This window comes from Anseongella ginsenosidimutans (assembly GCF_008033235.1).
GTDB lineage: Bacteria > Bacteroidota > Bacteroidia > Sphingobacteriales > Sphingobacteriaceae > Anseongella > Anseongella ginsenosidimutans.
Window position 1 is genome coordinate 2,359,705 of record NZ_CP042432.1, and the last position, 16,967, is coordinate 2,376,671.

General features: G+C 51.1%; 14 protein-coding genes. 7 read left to right on the plus strand and 7 right to left on the minus strand.

Annotation, left to right across the window (positions count from 1 at the left end):
• Positions 1–131: 131 nt before the first annotated feature.
• From FRZ59_RS09760 to FRZ59_RS09785, 6 genes are read right to left on the minus strand one after another with little or no spacing between them, the layout of a single operon-like run.
• On the minus strand, positions 132–668 hold the full coding sequence (locus FRZ59_RS09760; protein WP_132129525.1) for a WG repeat-containing protein: 537 nt from the start codon (positions 666–668) through the stop codon (positions 132–134).
• A complete protein-coding gene (locus tag FRZ59_RS09765; RefSeq protein WP_132129526.1) occupies positions 641–1,573 on the minus strand; it encodes a bifunctional riboflavin kinase/FAD synthetase in 933 nt (310 codons plus the stop codon). The genes FRZ59_RS09760 and FRZ59_RS09765 overlap by 28 nt, the downstream gene beginning before the upstream one ends.
• Positions 1,557–2,285: a tRNA pseudouridine(55) synthase TruB gene (gene truB, locus FRZ59_RS09770; RefSeq protein WP_132129527.1), complete on the minus strand. Its 729-nt coding sequence runs from the start codon at positions 2,283–2,285 to the stop codon at positions 1,557–1,559. The genes FRZ59_RS09765 and truB overlap by 17 nt, the downstream gene beginning before the upstream one ends.
• Positions 2,286–2,314: 29 nt before the next feature.
• On the minus strand, positions 2,315–3,109 hold the full coding sequence (locus tag FRZ59_RS09775; protein ID WP_132129528.1) for an undecaprenyl-diphosphate phosphatase: 795 nt from the start codon (positions 3,107–3,109) through the stop codon (positions 2,315–2,317).
• A 9-nt stretch (positions 3,110–3,118) separates the two neighbouring features.
• Complete coding sequence (locus FRZ59_RS09780) at positions 3,119–3,340, minus strand: DUF3098 domain-containing protein (protein WP_132129529.1); 222 nt, start codon at positions 3,338–3,340, stop codon at positions 3,119–3,121.
• Positions 3,340–4,224 carry a cell division protein FtsX gene (locus FRZ59_RS09785; protein ID WP_317127732.1) on the minus strand — a complete coding sequence of 295 codons (885 nt, stop codon included), beginning with the start codon at positions 4,222–4,224 and terminating at the stop codon, positions 3,340–3,342. The genes FRZ59_RS09780 and FRZ59_RS09785 overlap by 1 nt, the downstream gene beginning before the upstream one ends.
• Before the next feature lie 100 nt (positions 4,225–4,324).
• Between FRZ59_RS09785 and leuS the strand changes: the two genes are divergently transcribed.
• The 6 genes from leuS to kduD all read left to right on the plus strand — a co-directional run bounded on the left by leuS (position 4,325) and on the right by kduD (position 12,279).
• Positions 4,325–7,147 carry a leucine--tRNA ligase gene (leuS, locus tag FRZ59_RS09790; protein WP_132129617.1) on the plus strand — a complete coding sequence of 941 codons (2,823 nt, stop codon included), beginning with the start codon at positions 4,325–4,327 and terminating at the stop codon, positions 7,145–7,147.
• Positions 7,148–7,278: 131 nt separating this feature from the next.
• On the plus strand, positions 7,279–8,310 hold the full coding sequence (locus FRZ59_RS09795) for a LacI family DNA-binding transcriptional regulator (protein WP_132129530.1): 1,032 nt from the start codon (positions 7,279–7,281) through the stop codon (positions 8,308–8,310).
• Between the two features lie 20 nt (positions 8,311–8,330).
• On the plus strand, positions 8,331–9,539 hold the full coding sequence (locus FRZ59_RS09800) for a glycoside hydrolase family 88 protein (RefSeq protein ID WP_132129531.1): 1,209 nt from the start codon (positions 8,331–8,333) through the stop codon (positions 9,537–9,539).
• Positions 9,540–9,554: 15 nt separating this feature from the next.
• Positions 9,555–10,394: a 5-dehydro-4-deoxy-D-glucuronate isomerase gene (gene kduI, locus FRZ59_RS09805; protein WP_132129532.1), complete on the plus strand. Its 840-nt coding sequence runs from the start codon at positions 9,555–9,557 to the stop codon at positions 10,392–10,394.
• 6 nt (positions 10,395–10,400) lie between these two features.
• On the plus strand, positions 10,401–11,516 hold the full coding sequence (locus FRZ59_RS09810; RefSeq protein WP_132129533.1) for a BT3233 family polysaccharide utilization protein: 1,116 nt from the start codon (positions 10,401–10,403) through the stop codon (positions 11,514–11,516).
• Positions 11,509–12,279 (plus strand): 2-dehydro-3-deoxy-D-gluconate 5-dehydrogenase KduD, encoded by a 771-nt coding sequence (kduD, locus tag FRZ59_RS09815; protein WP_132129534.1) that lies wholly within the window; start codon positions 11,509–11,511, stop codon positions 12,277–12,279. The genes FRZ59_RS09810 and kduD overlap by 8 nt, the downstream gene beginning before the upstream one ends.
• A 330-nt stretch (positions 12,280–12,609) precedes the next feature.
• On the opposite strand, the gene FRZ59_RS09820 is transcribed toward kduD, so the two are convergent.
• Positions 12,610–14,736 carry a Tex family protein gene (locus FRZ59_RS09820; RefSeq protein ID WP_132129535.1) on the minus strand — a complete coding sequence of 709 codons (2,127 nt, stop codon included), beginning with the start codon at positions 14,734–14,736 and terminating at the stop codon, positions 12,610–12,612.
• A gap of 77 nt (positions 14,737–14,813) precedes the next feature.
• Between FRZ59_RS09820 and FRZ59_RS09825 the strand changes: the two genes are divergently transcribed.
• Positions 14,814–16,916, plus strand: a complete 2,103-nt coding sequence (locus FRZ59_RS09825; protein WP_165922846.1) for a CehA/McbA family metallohydrolase domain-containing protein — start codon at positions 14,814–14,816, stop codon at positions 16,914–16,916.
• The last annotated feature ends 51 nt before the right edge of the window (positions 16,917–16,967 follow it).

A 16,967-nucleotide genomic window follows, 5' to 3' on the forward strand; every position in this document is an offset into this window, starting at 1 on the left:
AAAAAATATAGAGATGATGGTGTTTTACGTGAAGTTCGTGGGTAGTATTCACAGCATCGCTACGGAAGTGGATGCGCCGGATGAGGTGAAGGTGTTGCGCTGACTCACTTCAGCCCGACATGTGTTATCGTTCAATAGCTCCAGTCAACTTCGACCTTTCCGTTTTCTGCCAGGTAGTATACTTTCTCCGAGGATTCCTTTGTAAACTGGAATTTATCAGCGCCGTCTGGCTTTTTTGCGAGCCAGATGGAAGAGAATTTTTTAGGTTTTACAATGATTTTGCCGCTGGTGTCTGCCAGGCCGACGCGTTGTTTTTTTTTGAAAGTAATAATTTTGAAAAAGCCATTCGGAAAACGAGTAATGTCGTTGTAGATGGGTTCCACGAGTAAATCTCCCATTTTGCTGATAATTCCTTCTTTATGCGTTTCTGTATCCAAGGCGATAGCAAGATCGTCTTTAAAATCGCTAATGACCTGTATGTGGTCCGGTTTCGGGCTTTGTGCGAGAGAGAGTTTCCCGCTGAACATTAAAAAGACAAGAATGAGTAGTATTCGCTCCATTGTGCCGACAGTTGGTTTTCTAATAGATGAATGTGAAGCCGGAATGGTTGCATCAAAGAAAACGACGGGTTGACGAACAACTACCGGCTGGCAAAAAACTGCAGGCAATCTTCTTTATCCCGGCCGATCTGGGCTGTCAGGGCTTCCAGTGTGTCGAATTTTTGGTCTTCGCGGATAAATTTCAGGAGTTCGAGGGTCAGGCGCTGGTAATAGATTTCCTCGCGGAAGTCGAAAATATTGACTTCGATGTTGCGGGCCATGCCGTTGATGGTTGGGCGGTGGCCGATGTAAAGCATTCCTTGCAGCCTCCTGGCTCCGAGCAGCACGTTTACGGCATAGATGCCGTCCCTGGGAATTAGTTTGTACGATTCTTCTACGAACAGGTTCGCGGTGGGGTAGCCCAGCTTTCTTCCCAGCTGATCTCCTTTCACCACCTGGCCGCATATGGGATATGCATAGCCGAGGTATTCGTTAGCGATGGCTGCTTTGCCAGAAGCCAGGGCGGTCCGGATTTTGGTGGAACTGACGGCTACGTGGTTAATGTCCTGTTCGGGGATCTCTTCCACATCAAAGCCATATTTAGCGCCGTTGGCCTTTAGTTCTTCAAACGTGCCTTCCCGGTTTTTTCCGAAACGGTGGTCGTAGCCGATTACCAGTTTCTTTACCCCAATGGTCTTTACCAGAATTTCTTCGATGAACTGAATAGAACTCAGGTTGGAGAAATCGCGGGTAAAGGGGATGAGGAGCAAATGATCGATGCCGGCTTTTTCCAGGAGCCGGATCTTTTCTTCCACGGTGCTGAGAAGTTTCAGGGAGGTGTCTTCCGGGTGCAGGATCATCCGGGGATGAGGAAAAAAGGTCAGGATCACAGTTTCTCCGTGGTTTTGCCGGGCGATATCCTTTAGTCTTTCAAGAATTTTCTGATGTCCGTAGTGGACCCCGTCAAAAGTGCCTACGGTAAGGATTGGGTTGGGAACCGGCCGGTATTGTTCGAAACTATGATAAACTTTCATTTCCTTCGGCTTTGATCATTTGAACAAAATCGTTTACCTCCCAGGCGCTGGAGAGCTTGAAATCACCAATGCGGGTACGTGTTAAAACAGTCAGGCAGGCGCCGTTGTTCAGGGCCTGGCCGAAATCATGCATCAGGGAGCGAATATAAGTCCCCTTGCTGCAAATGACGCGAAAGTCCACTTCTGGCCGGCGGATGGCGGTGAGTTCAAAGACAGGAATATGTACTTTACGGGCCCGGATAACAGGCTTTTCTCCTCGTCGCGCCTTTTCATAAGCTCTTTCGCCTTCGATTTTCAGCGCGGAGAAGGCTGGCGCTACCTGCTCAATCTCCCCGGTGAGCGTTTGTGCGGCGGCATGCAGCTCGCCTTCTTTGAGATGGCTGATGTCAAAACGCCGGTCAATTGCTGTTTCAAGGTCAAAGGAAGGGGTGGTCGCACCCAGTAACATGGTTCCGGTGTATTCTTTTTCCTGCCCCTGAAATTTGTCGATGCTTTTGGTCATTTTGCCGCTGCAGATAAGCAGCAAACCGGTAGCCAGCGGGTCCAGCGTTCCGGCATGGCCTACTTTGAGCTTTTTCTGGCCAGTGTATTTCTTCAATACCTGGCGAACCTTGTTTACCACATCAAATGAAGTCCAGTGCAGCGGTTTGTTGAATAACAATATTTCCCCTTCTTCAAAATCGAAATCACTTGCTTTTTTACCGAGGTTCATTTTATCAAGATTGAACGGGCGGAACTGTATCAGACGATCTGCAGGTCAACTCCTGCAAGGTAAAGCCCAAGGATCAGGAGGCCTACGGCAATCCGGTAATACCCGAATAATTTAAAGCCATGCCGTGTAAGATAAGAAATAAAGGATTTTATTGCCAGGATGGCTACCACGAATCCAACTACGTTGCCTATGAGCAGCAGCAGCAGGTAATCGCCGGTAAACTCGAAGCCCAGTTCATGGAAGTCGTACAGCTTTTTACAGGTGGCGGCGAACATGGTCGGAACGGCCAGGAAGAAGGAGAACTCTGCCGCCTGTTTTTTATTTAATTTCTGAACCAGTCCGCCAATTATGGTGGAAGCGGAGCGGGACACTCCCGGTATCATGGCAATACATTGAAACAGGCCGATCCGGAAAGCGTTCCCGTAAGTGAGTGTTTTATCGGGGTTGTTTTCCGAGCGTTCAAACCATTTATCCAGCAGCAGGAATACAATACCGCCCAGCAACAGCATGACGGCCACTATCACTACATTTTCCAGCATCAGGTCAATCCAGTCGGAAAGCAACAAGCCGATAACGGCGGCGGGTATAACGCCTATGAGCAGCTTCCCGTAAAACTCAAAACTCTGGAAAAAGCGCTTCCAGTATAAGGCCACCACCGAAAGGATGGTGCCGAATTGAATGGCAACGGTAAATACTTTCGTGAACTCAAGCGTGGCAATGCCCATCAGCGAAGAGCCGATGATCATGTGGCCGGTGGACGAAACAGGGAGAAATTCCGTAAGACCCTCGATGATCGCGAGGATAATGGCCTGGAAAATGGTCATATTTTCCCGCTACTTTTTAAGAATGGCAAAGAATTGAACAGCGAAACCGGCCAGCACGACAATCGGCGCCAGCACTGTTTTCCGGAAGTCGTAAATATCTGTTTTGCCATACATCAGGGCGAAACCAAGAATGGTTACGGCCAAACCTATCAGCATCAGCCGGTAGTTCTTCCTGTTAAACAGGAGGCCGGTGGTTTGGCTCTCTGCAGGAGGTGTAGTTTTTTTGCTCATTAATGATAGAGTTGGGGCATGCGTTTCCTCAGGTACTTGCTGACCGCGAAATAAGTGCTGATCAGGGAAATGATAATGCCGCAAATAAACATTATAATAAATACCGTTCCCAGTTCACGGTAATTCAGGACAGCTTTCAATTCAGGCAGCTGTTGTTCCGCGAAATAGACCAGCGCTACCAGTAGGCCTATTGCCACCAGCGCGCCGATCAAACCGTGCAATATACCCAGCCAGAGGAAGGGCCGTTTGATAAAGTTTTTCGTAGCTCCTACCAGCTGCATGCTTTTAATAATAAAGCGCTGCGAATAAATGGCCAGGCGAATTGTATTGTTGATTAATGCGATAGCGATAATGGCCAGCAGGGCGCAAACACCCAGCAGTACCAGGGAAATAGTACGAATATTTGAATTCACGCTTTCAACGAGGGATTTCTGGTAAACAACGTCTTCGACCAGCTTCTCTTCGCGGATCTGTTTTTCCAGCCCGGCGATGCTGTCGGTGGCGGCGTATTCTGCTTCAACATGCACGTCCATGGAAGCGGGGAGGGGATTATAGCCCAAAAAAGTCATAAAGTCCTCGCCTAATTCCTTCTGGAGGCTTTCGGCTGCTTTTTCCTTGCTGATGTATTCGGTTGCTCTTACGCCGGGAAGTTCTGCAATTTCTTTCTGAAGCTGAAGCACCTGCTTTTCCGCGGCGGTTTTCTGGAAGATCACGGAGAGGTAAATATTCTCCTTCACGTAATTGGAAAGGTTTTTTCCAGCCAGGATGATCATTCCCAGTACGCCTACCATTAACAGCACCAGTGATATACTAATCACGGTAGAAACGGAGAGCCCCTTCTTTTTTCTGCTTCCCGGCCGACTTTCAACTTGTTCCTGCATCATACGCAATCTGTTGCGAAGTTAGGTTTTGATTTCTAAAACGCAAAAAATGCCGGAAGTATTTTACGGGCATTTGTTAAATTCGCAGCTTTATCTCAAAAGAATGGATTATAATTTCAGAAGTATCGAAAAGAAGTGGCAGGGATTTTGGGCGGAGAACCAAACCTTTAAAGCCGAAACGGGTGGAAATAAGCCCAAATATTACGTGCTGGACATGTTTCCCTATCCTTCAGGAGCGGGCCTGCACGTGGGGCACCCGCTGGGTTATATCGCTTCCGATATTCTGGCGCGGTTTAAAAGGCTGAAAGGCTTCAACGTGCTGCATCCTATGGGATATGACGCATTCGGCCTTCCGGCGGAACAATATGCGATCCAGACAGGGCAGCATCCTGCGCTTACAACTGATAATAATATTCGTACGTTCCGGCGGCAGCTGGATAATATCGGGCTTTCCTTTGACTGGAGCCGCGAGGTTCGCACCAGCGATCCGGATTTCTATAAATGGACGCAGTGGATCTTTATCCGTTTCTTTCATTCCTGGTACAATAAGAAAACCGGCAAGGCCGAAGCGATCGACACGCTCATCAACGAGTTTGAACAGGAAGGAAATGCGCGTGTGGAAGCGGCCTCAGGTGAAGTGGCTGTGTTTACCGCCCCGGAGTGGAAAGCTTATTCCGAAAAGGAAAAGGAAGCGGTGCTGCAGCATTACCGCCTGGCTTACCAGGCAGATGCTTACGTGAACTGGTGCCCCCGGCTGGGTACGGTGCTGGCCAATGACGAGGTGCAGGACGGCCTTTCGGTCCGTGGGGGATACCCGGTGGAACGGAAACTTATGCGCCAGTGGTTTATGCGGATCACGGCCTATGCCGAAAGACTTTTAAATGACCTGGAAGAGATTGACTGGCCGGAACCTATCAAGGAAATGCAGCGGAACTGGATTGGCCGCAGCGAAGGCGCCATGGTGCGGTTTGAACTGGCGCCTGGCTCGGTTGCGAACGGAGCAGCGGCAGAGCCAGGCGCCGGGCAGATGCAGGAAAGGGCCAACCCCAATATTGAAGTTTTTACTACGCGTCCCGATACGATCTTTGGCTGTACGTTCCTGGTGCTGGCGCCCGAACATGAGCTGGTTGATCAGATCACTTCCGCTGAACAGCTCGGGGAAGTGCGGGCTTATGTACAGACCGCAAAGAACCGTTCTGAACGTGACCGGATGGCCGATGTAAAGACCGTTTCGGGCGCTTTTACCGGCGCTTATGCGCTGCATCCTTTCACCGGAGAAAAAATACCGGTTTGGATAGCCGATTATGTGCTGGCAGGTTACGGAACGGGCGCCGTAATGGCCGTACCGTCGGGAGATAACCGCGATTTTCGGTTTGCCAGGCATTTTAATCTCCCTATACCGGCCATCGCGAAAGACAGGGACATTTCGGAAGAAGCCTATGAAGGAAAAGACGCGATCATGATCAATTCCGGCTTTCTGAACGGAATGACCATGGCTGAGGCCATCGGGAAAGCGATTGAAGCAATCGAAAAAAAGGGTATTGGCAAGGGAAAGATCCAGTATCGCCTGCGTGACGCCGCCTTCAGCAGGCAGCGTTACTGGGGTGAACCGTTCCCCCTGTATTATAAAGACGGGATCCCGCACACGCTCGGGGAGGATCAATTACCGCTTGTGCTGCCCGAGGTGGATAAATACCTGCCTACCGAATCCGGCGAGCCGCCGCTGGCAAGGGCAAAAGACTGGCAAACGGCTGAGGGCTATCCCCTGGAAACCAATACGATGCCTGGCTGGGCGGGCTCCAGCTGGTATTACCTGCGTTACATGGATGCGGAGAACGCGAAAGAATTCGCCGGCCACGAAGCAGTAGACTACTGGCGGCAGGTGGATCTGTACCTCGGCGGCCCGGAACATGCTACCGGGCACTTGCTGTACGTCCGTTTCTGGACCAAATTCCTGTACGACATCGGACGTATTCCCGTGAAGGAACCGGCTAAAAAGCTGATCAACCAGGGAATGATCCAGGGCCGTTCTAATTTCGTATACCGGGTAAAAGGAAGCAATACTTTTGTTTCCTATGGGCTGAAAGACCAGTACGATACCACTTCCCTTCATGTGGATGTGAATATCGTGCAGAACGACATACTGGATACAGAAAAGTTCAAAGCCTTTAACCCGGACTATGCCCATGCTGAATTCATCCTGGAAGAGGGAAAATACATCTGCGGCTTCGAAGTAGAGAAGATGTCGAAATCGCGCTTCAATGTCGTAAACCCGGATATTATTATAGAACAATACGGGGCGGACACGCTCCGGATGTATGAAATGTTCCTGGGCCCCCTGGAACAATCCAAACCCTGGAATACCAACGGCATAGAAGGCGTATTCAAGTTTCTTCGCAAATTCTGGAAACTGTTCTTTGACGACAGCTGGAATTTCCGCGTCTCGGAAGAGAAAGCTACTGCCGGAGAACTGAAAGCCCTGCATAAACTTATCAAGAAGGTGGAGGACGATGTGGAACGTTTTTCGTTTAACACTTCGGTAAGTAATTTCATGATCTGCGTGAATGAGCTTACCGCCCTGGCCTGTCATAAAAGAGCAATTTTGCAGGACCTGGTGATTGTCCTGGCTTCCTATGCACCGCATATCTGTGAAGAACTGTGGGAGCGGCTGGGAAACGCCCCGGGGTCCCTGAGTTATGCCTCGTATCCCCGCTTCAATGAAGCTTATCTTAAAGAAGACAGTTTTGAATACCCCGTATCGGTAAACGGGAAGGTGCGGACGAAAATGAATTTCGCCCTGGATATGGACCAGGCCGGGATGGAGAAGGAAATACTTTCCGCGGAAGCTGTTCAGCGTTACCTGGAGGGAAAACCTCCTAAAAAAATCATCATTGTAAAAGGCAGGATAGTGAATGTTGTAGTGTAAGGTGCCGTACCGGCTGTCAAAAGCCGGGCTTGTCCTTCAAGTAGCATTGCCGGGGAATTTGTGAAAACGTTTGCATTATCCTGATTTTTCACTATTTTGCCGTTCCGTCTATTACCGGCGGAGACAAAAGAATGAAGAGCAACGATAAGCTGGAAAGCACCATTGTCGATATAGCAAGAGAACTTCGTATTTCTCCAGCAACGGTTTCCCGCGCCCTTAACGATCATCCAAAGATCAGCCACCGGACGAAGGAAAGGGTAAGGGAAAAAGCCCTGGAAATGGGTTATCGACGGAATAAACTGGCTTCCGGCCTGCGCAACAACAGGACCTATACGATAGGAATGATCGTTCCTCGTATTTCCATGTTTTTTCATGCTGAAGTAATAACGATTGTCCAGAACCTGCTTCACCGGCAGGGATATAACCTGATCATCTGCCAGTCAAATGACTCCCGGGAGTTGGAGGTGGATCTGGCATCCGCCCTGTACTCTTCCCGGGTGGACGGCGTGCTGGTCGCTTCCACGCTTTATACTACTGATTATTCCCATTTTGACGTTTTTGTTCAAAAGGGAATCCCGCTGGTATTCTATGACAGGGTACCCGTAGATTTCTATCCTGCTCAAATGGTGAAAGGCGATGAGTATCGCGGGGGCTACCTGGCCGGAGAACACCTCGCTGAGGCGGGTTGTAAGAATATTGCGGCTATTTTCGGGCTGCTGGGCTGCTGTCTTTACAAGGGGCGTTATGCCGGTTTTAAGGCAGCCCTCAAAGCCCATAAACTGGCGCTTAAAAAAGACCAGGTATTCTTCCATGAACTTACCCATGAGAATGCCCTGGCCACCCTGGATAAATTGTTTTCCTCAAAACCTTACCCGGACGGCTTGTTTACGGCCAATGATACCTCGGCGCTGGCTGTCCTGGAATTTGCACGGGAAAATAAGATTCGTATCCCCGGAGACCTGAAGCTGATCGGTTACTCCAACGATCCAAGGGCGGCAAGCGTAACTCCGGCTATCACGACTGTTGACCAATTCCCCGGTGAGGTGGCCAGGCAGTTAGTGGCTGCGTTGAACAAGCTGCTGGATAATCGTTCAAAAAAAATAATGGAAAAGCCGGAAGCATTGGTGACGCCGGTTGCATTGATAAAAAGAATGACCACCTGAACATAATTAAACCAAACAATATGAATCGATCAGTCTTTTATCCCCTTCTTTTGCTTATCCTGGCTGGAACGCTGTTGAGCGCATGCCGCGTAAAACAGGCCGGGAAAACAGGCCTGGATGCTCAATTTGTTGATGAAAACCTCCAATCCGCCATTGCACAATACAAAGTGATGATGGAAGGCCTTCCGGATGACCGGCTGCCTAAAAGCTATACGGCCGCGCAGGATGAGTTGGTGACCAGCGGCAGCGGTTCCTGGACTTCAGGTTTCTATCCCGGCACGCTGCTGCTGCTTTATGAGTTTTCCAAAGACGAAAGCCTGCTGGAGGAAGCGAAGAAAAAGCTAGCCATTATTGAAAAGGAAAAGAATAACCGGGGAACGCATGACCTGGGTTTTATGCTTTATTGCAGCTTTGGCAATGCGTTGCGGCTCACCGGCGATACAGCCTATAAAAAGGTACTGCTTACCGGGGCAGGTTCTCTGTCTTCCCGGTTTGATCCCGAGGTTGGCTGCATCAAATCCTGGGATCATAACGGTGATAAATGGAAATTTCCCGTGATCATTGACAATATGATGAACCTGGAATTCCTTTCCTGGGCAAGCCGTGAGAGCGGGAACCCGGAATACCTGGATATCGCGCTGAACCATGCAAATACGACGATCGAAAATCATTTCCGCCCGGATAACAGCTCCTGGCATGTGGTGGATTATGACCCCGAAACCGGCGAGGTGCGGGGAAAACAAACCCATCAGGGCGCTGCCGATGAGTCGGCCTGGGCCCGCGGGCAGGCCTGGGGATTGTACGGTTATACCATGATGTACCGGGAAACGGAAAAAAAGCCTTACCTGGACCAGGCAAAAAAGATCGCGGCTTTTATGCTGAAGCATCCCAACCTCCCGGAAGACGGTATCCCGTACTGGGATTTTGATGCACCAGGCATACCCGATACATACCGGGATGCTTCTGCCGGCGCTATCATGGCTTCGGCATTGCTTGAATTAAATCATATTACCGGTGACCGGGAGTACCTGGCAGCGGCGGAGAAGATGATCCGCAGTCTTTCCGGTGAGAAATATAAGGCGCCGGTTGGGGAGAACGGAGGGTTTATCCTTCTTCATAGCGTAGGGCACCTGCCCGGCAATTCCGAAGTAGACGTGCCGCTTTCTTACGCCGATTATTATTATATAGAAGCGCTGATGCGGTACAAAAAATGGTTCCTGGAAAAATAAACTTATCTGAAGATAATGGTAAAAGACGAGACGCGTTACGCGTGCAGCCCACATGAGGTAAAGGAAATGGATACAGCCCGTCTGAGGGAAAACTTCCTGATTGAGGTGTTATTTGAACCGGACGCTACCCGCTGGACCTGTTCCCATTACGACCGCTATATGGCGGGCGGGATACATCCGGTTAAAAGCGCTTTAAAGCTGGAGCCGCTGGACCAGCTAAAAGCCGGATATTTTCTTGAAAGGAGAGAGCTGGGCATCATTAACGTAGGTGGTGCGGGGAAAGTACAAGTGGACGGGGAAACGGTGGAACTGGGATTTAAAGAAGCGCTATATATTGGAAGAGGAAAGCGGGAAGTGATTTTCAGCAGTAATGATCCTGCAGCGCCTGCCAGGTTTTATTTGAATTCCGCTCCCGCGCATAAAGAATTTCCCATGAAGAAAGTGAGCCAGGCGGACGCGGAAGTGGTGATCCTGGGCTCGCTCGAAACGGCTAACCACCGGACCATTAACAAGCTCCTGGTCAACAGCAAGGTGGAAACCTGCCAGCTTCAAATGGGAATGACCGAGCTTAAACCGGGAAGCGTCTGGAATACAATGCCTGCCCATACGCATGACCGGCGGATGGAGGTGTATTTCTATTTCGAGGTTCCTGAAGGGCAGTCGGTTTGTCATTTTATGGGACAGCCACAGGAAACCCGGCATATCTGGATGCAGAATCAACAGGCGGTGATCTCACCGCCCTGGTCGGTGCATGCGGGCGCGGGTACCAGTAATTACTCATTCATCTGGGGAATGGCCGGGGAGAACCTGGATTATGACGATATGGACAAATGTGCCATTAATGATTTAAGATAAGCATTCATGAAACGCATTCATATTATTTTCGGCGGTGTTCTCGCGGCGGGCCTCTGGACCTGTTCGGGACCGGACACGGGCGTGCTGACTACCGTAAGCTTGCAAAACCCCGGCGAAAAAAGAACCGGGAAAGTCATGGAGATCCCTTACGGGGAGATTGCATCAAAGCTGGAAGGCGTGAGGGAATTCAGAGTGGTGGAAGCCGTCTCCGGGAAGGAGGTGCCTTACCAGGTGGAGTATCGGGGACAGGAAGAGCCGCTTAATTTACTGGTACAGGTGGACCTGCCGGAGAAAGAAGCCCTGGAACTGGAACTCCGAAAAGGAACTCCGGCGCCCTTTGCTTCAAAAACTTTTGCCCGTTACGTTCCCGAGAGGATGGATGATTTTACCTGGGAGAATGATAAAGTTGCTTTCCGGATGTACGGAAAGGCGCTGGAAGGTACTTCCGGGGATGCGCATGGTATTGATGTATGGGTAAAACGAACACCTGAACTGGTAATAGATAAATGGTATAAGACCGGCGATTATCATGCCGATCATGGGGAAGGGCTGGACTATTACAGCGTGGGCATGACCCTGGGCGCCGGCGATATTGTCCCTTATCTGAATGATTCTCTCTGGTTCCCGAAACATTACCGCAAACACCAGGTACTTGACAACGGGCCCCTACGGTCCACGTTCCGCCTTGACTATGAACAATGGAATGCCGCCGGTATCCCGGTAACCGTTTCCAAGCTTATTTCCCTTGATGCAGGTTCCCAGCTTAACCGCGTAGAAGTGTTGTTTGAGACCGCAGAAGCAAGTGAATTACCGGTAGCCATTGGAATCGTGCAGCGGCAGGAACCTGGAGTGCATTTGATGGATAAGGAAGCGGGTATTATGGGTTATTGGGAGCCGCAGCATGGGGAAGATGGAATTACCGGAGTGGGAGTAGTGATCGATGCTCCTGTTAAGGATATCAGCATTCAGGGAGAACACCTGCTCGGCATCGTGAATATAAAGCCGGGAGCGCCCCTGGTCTATTATACCGGCGCGGCCTGGAACAAAGCAGGAGACATTAGCAGCGCGGAAGATTGGTTTGCCTACCTGGAGGACTATCAGGAAAATAGTAAATATGAATAGTATAACATCCTTTAGCCTGGACGGAAAGGTGGCCCTTGTTACCGGCTGTAAGCGCGGCATCGGGAAGGGAATGGCGGAAGCACTGGCGGAAGCAGGCGCCGACATAATCGGGGTATCCGCTTCTCTGGAACCGGAAGGAAGCGAAGTGGAAAAGGCCGTGCAAGCTGCGGGCCGGAATTTCTATGCTTACCAGTGCGATTTTGCTAAGCGTGACGCCCTGTATGCTTTTGTCGAACAGGTAAAGAATGATCATCCCCGGATCGATATTTTGGTTAACAATGCCGGTACCATTTTGCGGAAGCCGGCTGCGGAGCATCCCGATGAATACTGGGACGAAGTGATAGCGATCAATCAAACAGCCCAGTTTGTTCTTACCCGGGAAATAGGGAAGGGCATGCTCGAACGCGGAAGCGGTAAAGTTATTTTCACAGCCTCGCTGCTCACCTTTCAGGGAGGGATCAATGTGCCCGGTTACGCAGCCAGCAAAGGTGCTGTCGGCCAACTTACCAAGGCCTTCGCCAATGAATGGGCATCGAAAGGCGTGAACGTAAATGCCATCGCGCCGGGTTACATCGCTACCGACAATACGGCGGCTCTGCGGGCAGACGCTGACCGCAGCCGTTCTATCCTGGAGCGCATCCCCGCCGGCCGCTGGGGCAATCCGGAGGACTTCAAAGGCCCTGCGGTGTTCCTGGCTTCGGAAGCATCGGCTTATGTGCATGGGGCTATTATTCCGGTAGACGGCGGCTGGCTCTCAAGGTGAGGCTGGTATTTTTGCCCCTGGACTGCTTTGGACAATGTTTCACATAGCGCTGCTATGCTTCAACATTGCCCGCATTGCCAGGAACAAAAATACCAGCCTCACCTCCGGTGTTGGCGGCTGCGCGGGGGAGCCTCACCTCCGGTGTTGGCGGCTGCGCGGGGGAGCCTCACCTTCGGTGTTGGCGGCTGTGCGGGGGGGGGCTCACCTTCGGTGTTGGCTTGCCGCATTAGCTTGCCGCTTCACCTTCGGTGTGGCGGCTGTGCGGGGGGCGGCTCACCTTTTTCACCTTCGAGGTTGGCGGCTGGGGGGGCATGCCTTCGGTGTGGGTTTTCAGGCTTCTTTTATTGATAATTGGACGCGGCTGCGGGCCTGGTCTATTTCAAGTACTTTGACGCGGACGATTTGCTGCAGCTTTACTGCTTCGGCGGGGTCTTTTATGAAACGGTTGGCCAGGTGGGAAATATGGACGAGGCCGTCTTGCTTGATGCCGATATCTACGAAGGCTCCGAACTTGGTGATGTTCGTAACCACTCCCGGAAGTACCATGCCCGGCCGGAGGTCTTCGATGCTGTCTATGCCTTCGGCAAAGCTGAAATCCTGCAGTTCTTCGCGCGGATCGCGACCCGGTTTTTCCAGTTCTTTCAGAATGTCTTTCAGGGTTAGTTCCCCGGCGCCCTCCTTCAGGTATTTCCGCAGCTCGATCTTTTTCCTGAGTTCTTTTTTCGTGATCAGTTCTGCGACTGTACAGCCCAGGTCGGCCGCCATCTTTTCCACTACCGGGTAGCTTTCCGGATGGACCGCGCTTTCGTCAAGCGGGTGTGCGGCATTCAGGATGCGGAGGAAACCTGCGCATTGTTCAAAGGCTTTGTCGCCAAGCAGCGGTACCTTTAGCAATTCTTTCCTTGAAGTAAAAGCGCCCTTCTGCTGCCGGTATTGGACAATATTGGCAGCCAGTTTCGGGCCAAGCCCTGATACATAATTAAGTAAATGCTTAGTGGCCGTGTTCAGGTCCACTCCCACCAGGTTCACGCAGCTTTCCACTACGGTATCCAGGCTTTCTTTCAGGCGGGTTTGATTTACATCATGCTGGTATTGCCCAACGCCAATGGACTTAGGATCGATCTTTACCAATTCTGAGAGTGGGTCCATCAGGCGGCGGCCAATGGAAACCGCGCCGCGAACAGTTACGTCTTTATCCGGGAATTCCTCCCGTGCGGCCTCGGAAGCTGAATAAATAGAAGCTCCGCTTTCGTTTACCAGGAAAATACGGGGATTTGTTCCGAAATCAATGCTTCTGACGAGCTTTTCGGTTTCCTTACCCGCTGTTCCGTTCCCGATGGCAATGGCTTCCGTCCGGTGCCTGCTTACCAGGTCTTTTAATTGCTTTATTGTGCGTTCCCGCTCGTTCTGAGGCGGATGCGGAAAAACAGTGGTGTTTTCCAACAGGCTGCCCTGTTCATCCAGTAGGACTACCTTGCAGCCGGTGCGATAACCGGGATCAATGGCCAGGATACGCCGTGGGCCCAGTGGAGCTGCCAGCAGCAGCTGGCGGAGGTTTTCGCTGAATACCGCGATAGCTTCTTCATCGGCCTTGTTTTTATGCAGCAGGCGGAATTCCGTCTCGATGGAAGGTTTCAGTAAACGCTTATAGGCGTCTTCTACCGCAGCTTCCAGGTGAGGGGTACAGGCATTGGCCGACCGGACAAACATCTTTTTTAGCCGTGAAATTGCTTTATCTGCTTCCACCGCAATGTCCATGCTCAGGAAACCTTCTTTTTCGCCCCGCCGGATGGCCAGTACCCGGTGGGAAGGACATTGTTTTAAAGGTTCGGAAAAATTAAAGTAATCGCGGTATTTAGCCGCTTCTTCGGCCTTGCTTTTTATGACGGCGGAAGTAAGAAGGGCTTCCCTGCTGAACAAGTTCCGGATCGCCGTCCTTGCCCCGGCATCTTCACTGACGCGTTCGGCAATGATATCCCTTGCGCCCTGGAGCGCTTCTTCAGTAGTTTTAACGGTTTCACCCAGGAATTCCCCGGCCTTAGCATCCAGGTTTACGGTTGCCTGCAGGTAAATAATATCGGCAAGCGGTCCCAGCCCTTTTTCCAGCGCCGCTATAGCACGTGTTTTTCGCTTGGGCTTATAGGGAAGGTAAAGATCTTCCAGCTGATGCTGATCAGTACATTTTTCTATTTGTTCCTTCAAAGCCGGGCTAAGTTTTCCCTGCTCGTCGATGGTTTTCAGGACTGTTTCTTTCCTTTTCTCAAGGTCCCGGAAATAAGCCAGCTTCTCCCTGATGGCAGCCAGCTTTACTTCATCAAGGTTTCCGGTGGCCTCCTTGCGGTAACGGGCAATAAAAGGAATGGTGCCGCCTTCTTCCAGGAGCCGCGCCACGCTAAGCAGTTGTTTTTCGCTGATGGAGAGATTTTCTGCGATCAATCCGTAGTACTGGTTTTTCATGCTGGGCAAAAGTAGAAAAAACCGCTATTATTTAACTATATTGCATGAAATCATGTATTAACGCAAATTTTGGATCAATGAGAATAACGTATCTTTTACTCCCTTTCCTGCTGATTGCCAACCTCGTAAAAGCCCAGGTACCCGTGAATCTTTCGGGATGGGAAAAAAAGAGTGGGGTGGAAGTTAACCAGGACGGCAAATTATTGAATATAACCTGGATGGCAGGTGAAAGCCCCAATGGCAATGACCGGACGGGCGGTATAAGTATTTCCCTGGAGAAGGAAGCCCCGCTATTTCATCGCATCATGCTGAACGAAGGGGGTGACAGCCATGAAATTGCCAGCGCTATGGACCCCGTATTTTTGCTCACCGTCGGAAAGAGAAACCTGGATGTAGAACGAAATGACACTAAGCTCGGCTGGACGATCTTCTTCGATAATCCTTCGGCTTCTCCCTTTGAAACCTACCCGGTGGTTCTTGACAAAGAGGACGTACAGGTAGTGAGCGAGGGCGCACAGACCCGTATTATTGTAGGCGGCGCGGAGGCCGGGCCATTTACGGGAGCTATTGAAATTACATTATTCAGGGGCAGCCCCTTAGTGAATATGGCCGCCGTAATGCAAACCGAAAAGGATTCCCTGGCTATTATCTATGATGCCGGGCTGGTAAGCAAACAGCAGCCCTGGGAAAAATTATTCTGGTCCGATCCGCAGGATTACCTGCAGGACCGCGGGGCCGTTTCCGGGGAAGAGGCCCAAACCCTGGCCGTGAAATACAGGACCATTATCGGTCAGGGCGAAGAGGGAAGCCTGGCTGTTTTCCCGCCGCCGCACCAGTATTTCTATCCCCTGGATAATTGTTACAACTTTAATCATACCTGGTTTGGTACCGGTTACCGGGACCTGGTCCCCGGATACGGCATAGGGATACGGCATGAATTGCTTGGCGACCGCCGGTGGGTTCCCTGGTTCAACGCGCCTCCCCATACAAAGCAGCGCCTGAACTTTTTTTGCCTGCTGAGCGCGGAAAAGGACGGGAAAGTGCTGGAAGAAGTCAAGCAATTTACCCATGAGGACAAGTACCTTCCGGTCCCGGGTTATTATACCATGTCCAGCCATTTTCACACGGAGCATACCGACGATGTATTAACACATAAACCGCTTCCGGAGATCCCCGGCTTTGTAAAGGCATTCAGGAATACGGGTGTGAATATTGTTCACCTTGGTGAATTTCACGGGCCGGGAAGCCCGCGCGGCCCCGAGATTGAGCGCTTTTCGGAACTGCAGCTTTTATTCGCCGAATGCGAGCGCCTTTCTTCCGGGAATTTCCTGCTGCTTCCGGGCGAGGAGCCCAACAATTTCTTTGGGGGCCATTGGATGAATATTTTTCCGAACCCGGTTTACTGGGTAATGTCCCGGGACGAAGGAGAGGCCTTTACCGAACAACATCCTGTCTACGGGAAGATATACCGTATAGGAGATACGGAAGACATGATGCGGTTGCTCGAAGAAGAAAAGGGCCTGGCCTGGACGGCCCACCCGCGGATCAAAGGTTCTGCCGGGTACCCGGATAAGTATAAGGATGAAGCCTTCTACCGCTCTGACCGCTTCCTCGGCGGAGCCTGGAAAGCCATGCCGGCAGACCTTTCCCAGGACCGGCTTGGGACACGCGTGCTGGACCTGCTGGACGATATGGCCAACTGGGGACAGAAAAAGCAGGTGATTGCTGAAGCCGATCTTTTTAAGGTGGAACCGGAATACGAACTTTACGGGCATATGAACGTAAATTACCTGCAAATGGAAGAATTGCCGGAATTTGAAGATGGCTGGCAGCCTGTGCTGGACGCTATGCAGCAGGGGAAGTTCTTTTCAACCACCGGGGAAATATTACTGCCTTCGGTGACACTTAATGGAAAGGGCCCGGGCGAAACCGCAGCCGTGAACGGCAAAGCCACTCTGACTGCCACTGTAAGCTGGACGTTCCCCCTGGCTTTCGCCGAGATCATTTCCGGCGACGGAAAAGAAGTTTACCGCGAGCGCATCAGCCTGAAGGATACCGAAGCCTTTGGCAAAAAGACCTTCGAATTCCCGGTAAACCTGGAAAACAGGAAATGGGTACGGCTGGAAGTATGGGACGCGGCCGTGAACGGCGCCTTCACTCCCTGTATCTGGCTGGAATAAACGACCGTCCAGGTTAGATACTGTCCTGTCATGAGCAATAATGCAATTTGT

Coding starts and splice junctions, on each gene's coding strand:
- FRZ59_RS09795 (WP_132129530.1), top strand. CDS start 7,279: ATGAAGAGCAACGATAAGCTGGAAAGCACCATTGTCGATATAGCAAGA.
- truB (WP_132129527.1), bottom strand. CDS start 2,285: ATGAACCTCGGTAAAAAAGCAAGTGATTTCGATTTTGAAGAAGGGGAA.
- FRZ59_RS09785 (WP_317127732.1), bottom strand. CDS start 4,224: ATGATGCAGGAACAAGTTGAAAGTCGGCCGGGAAGCAGAAAAAAGAAG.
- FRZ59_RS09800 (WP_132129531.1), top strand. CDS start 8,331: ATGAATCGATCAGTCTTTTATCCCCTTCTTTTGCTTATCCTGGCTGGA.
- kduD (WP_132129534.1), top strand. CDS start 11,509: ATGAATAGTATAACATCCTTTAGCCTGGACGGAAAGGTGGCCCTTGTT.
- FRZ59_RS09775 (WP_132129528.1), bottom strand. CDS start 3,109: ATGACCATTTTCCAGGCCATTATCCTCGCGATCATCGAGGGTCTTACG.
- kduI (WP_132129532.1), top strand. CDS start 9,555: ATGGTAAAAGACGAGACGCGTTACGCGTGCAGCCCACATGAGGTAAAG.
- leuS (WP_132129617.1), top strand. CDS start 4,325: ATGGATTATAATTTCAGAAGTATCGAAAAGAAGTGGCAGGGATTTTGG.
- FRZ59_RS09810 (WP_132129533.1), top strand. CDS start 10,401: ATGAAACGCATTCATATTATTTTCGGCGGTGTTCTCGCGGCGGGCCTC.
- FRZ59_RS09820 (WP_132129535.1), bottom strand. CDS start 14,736: ATGAAAAACCAGTACTACGGATTGATCGCAGAAAATCTCTCCATCAGC.
- FRZ59_RS09780 (WP_132129529.1), bottom strand. CDS start 3,340: ATGAGCAAAAAAACTACACCTCCTGCAGAGAGCCAAACCACCGGCCTC.
- FRZ59_RS09765 (WP_132129526.1), bottom strand. CDS start 1,573: ATGAAAGTTTATCATAGTTTCGAACAATACCGGCCGGTTCCCAACCCA.
- FRZ59_RS09825 (WP_165922846.1), top strand. CDS start 14,814: ATGAGAATAACGTATCTTTTACTCCCTTTCCTGCTGATTGCCAACCTC.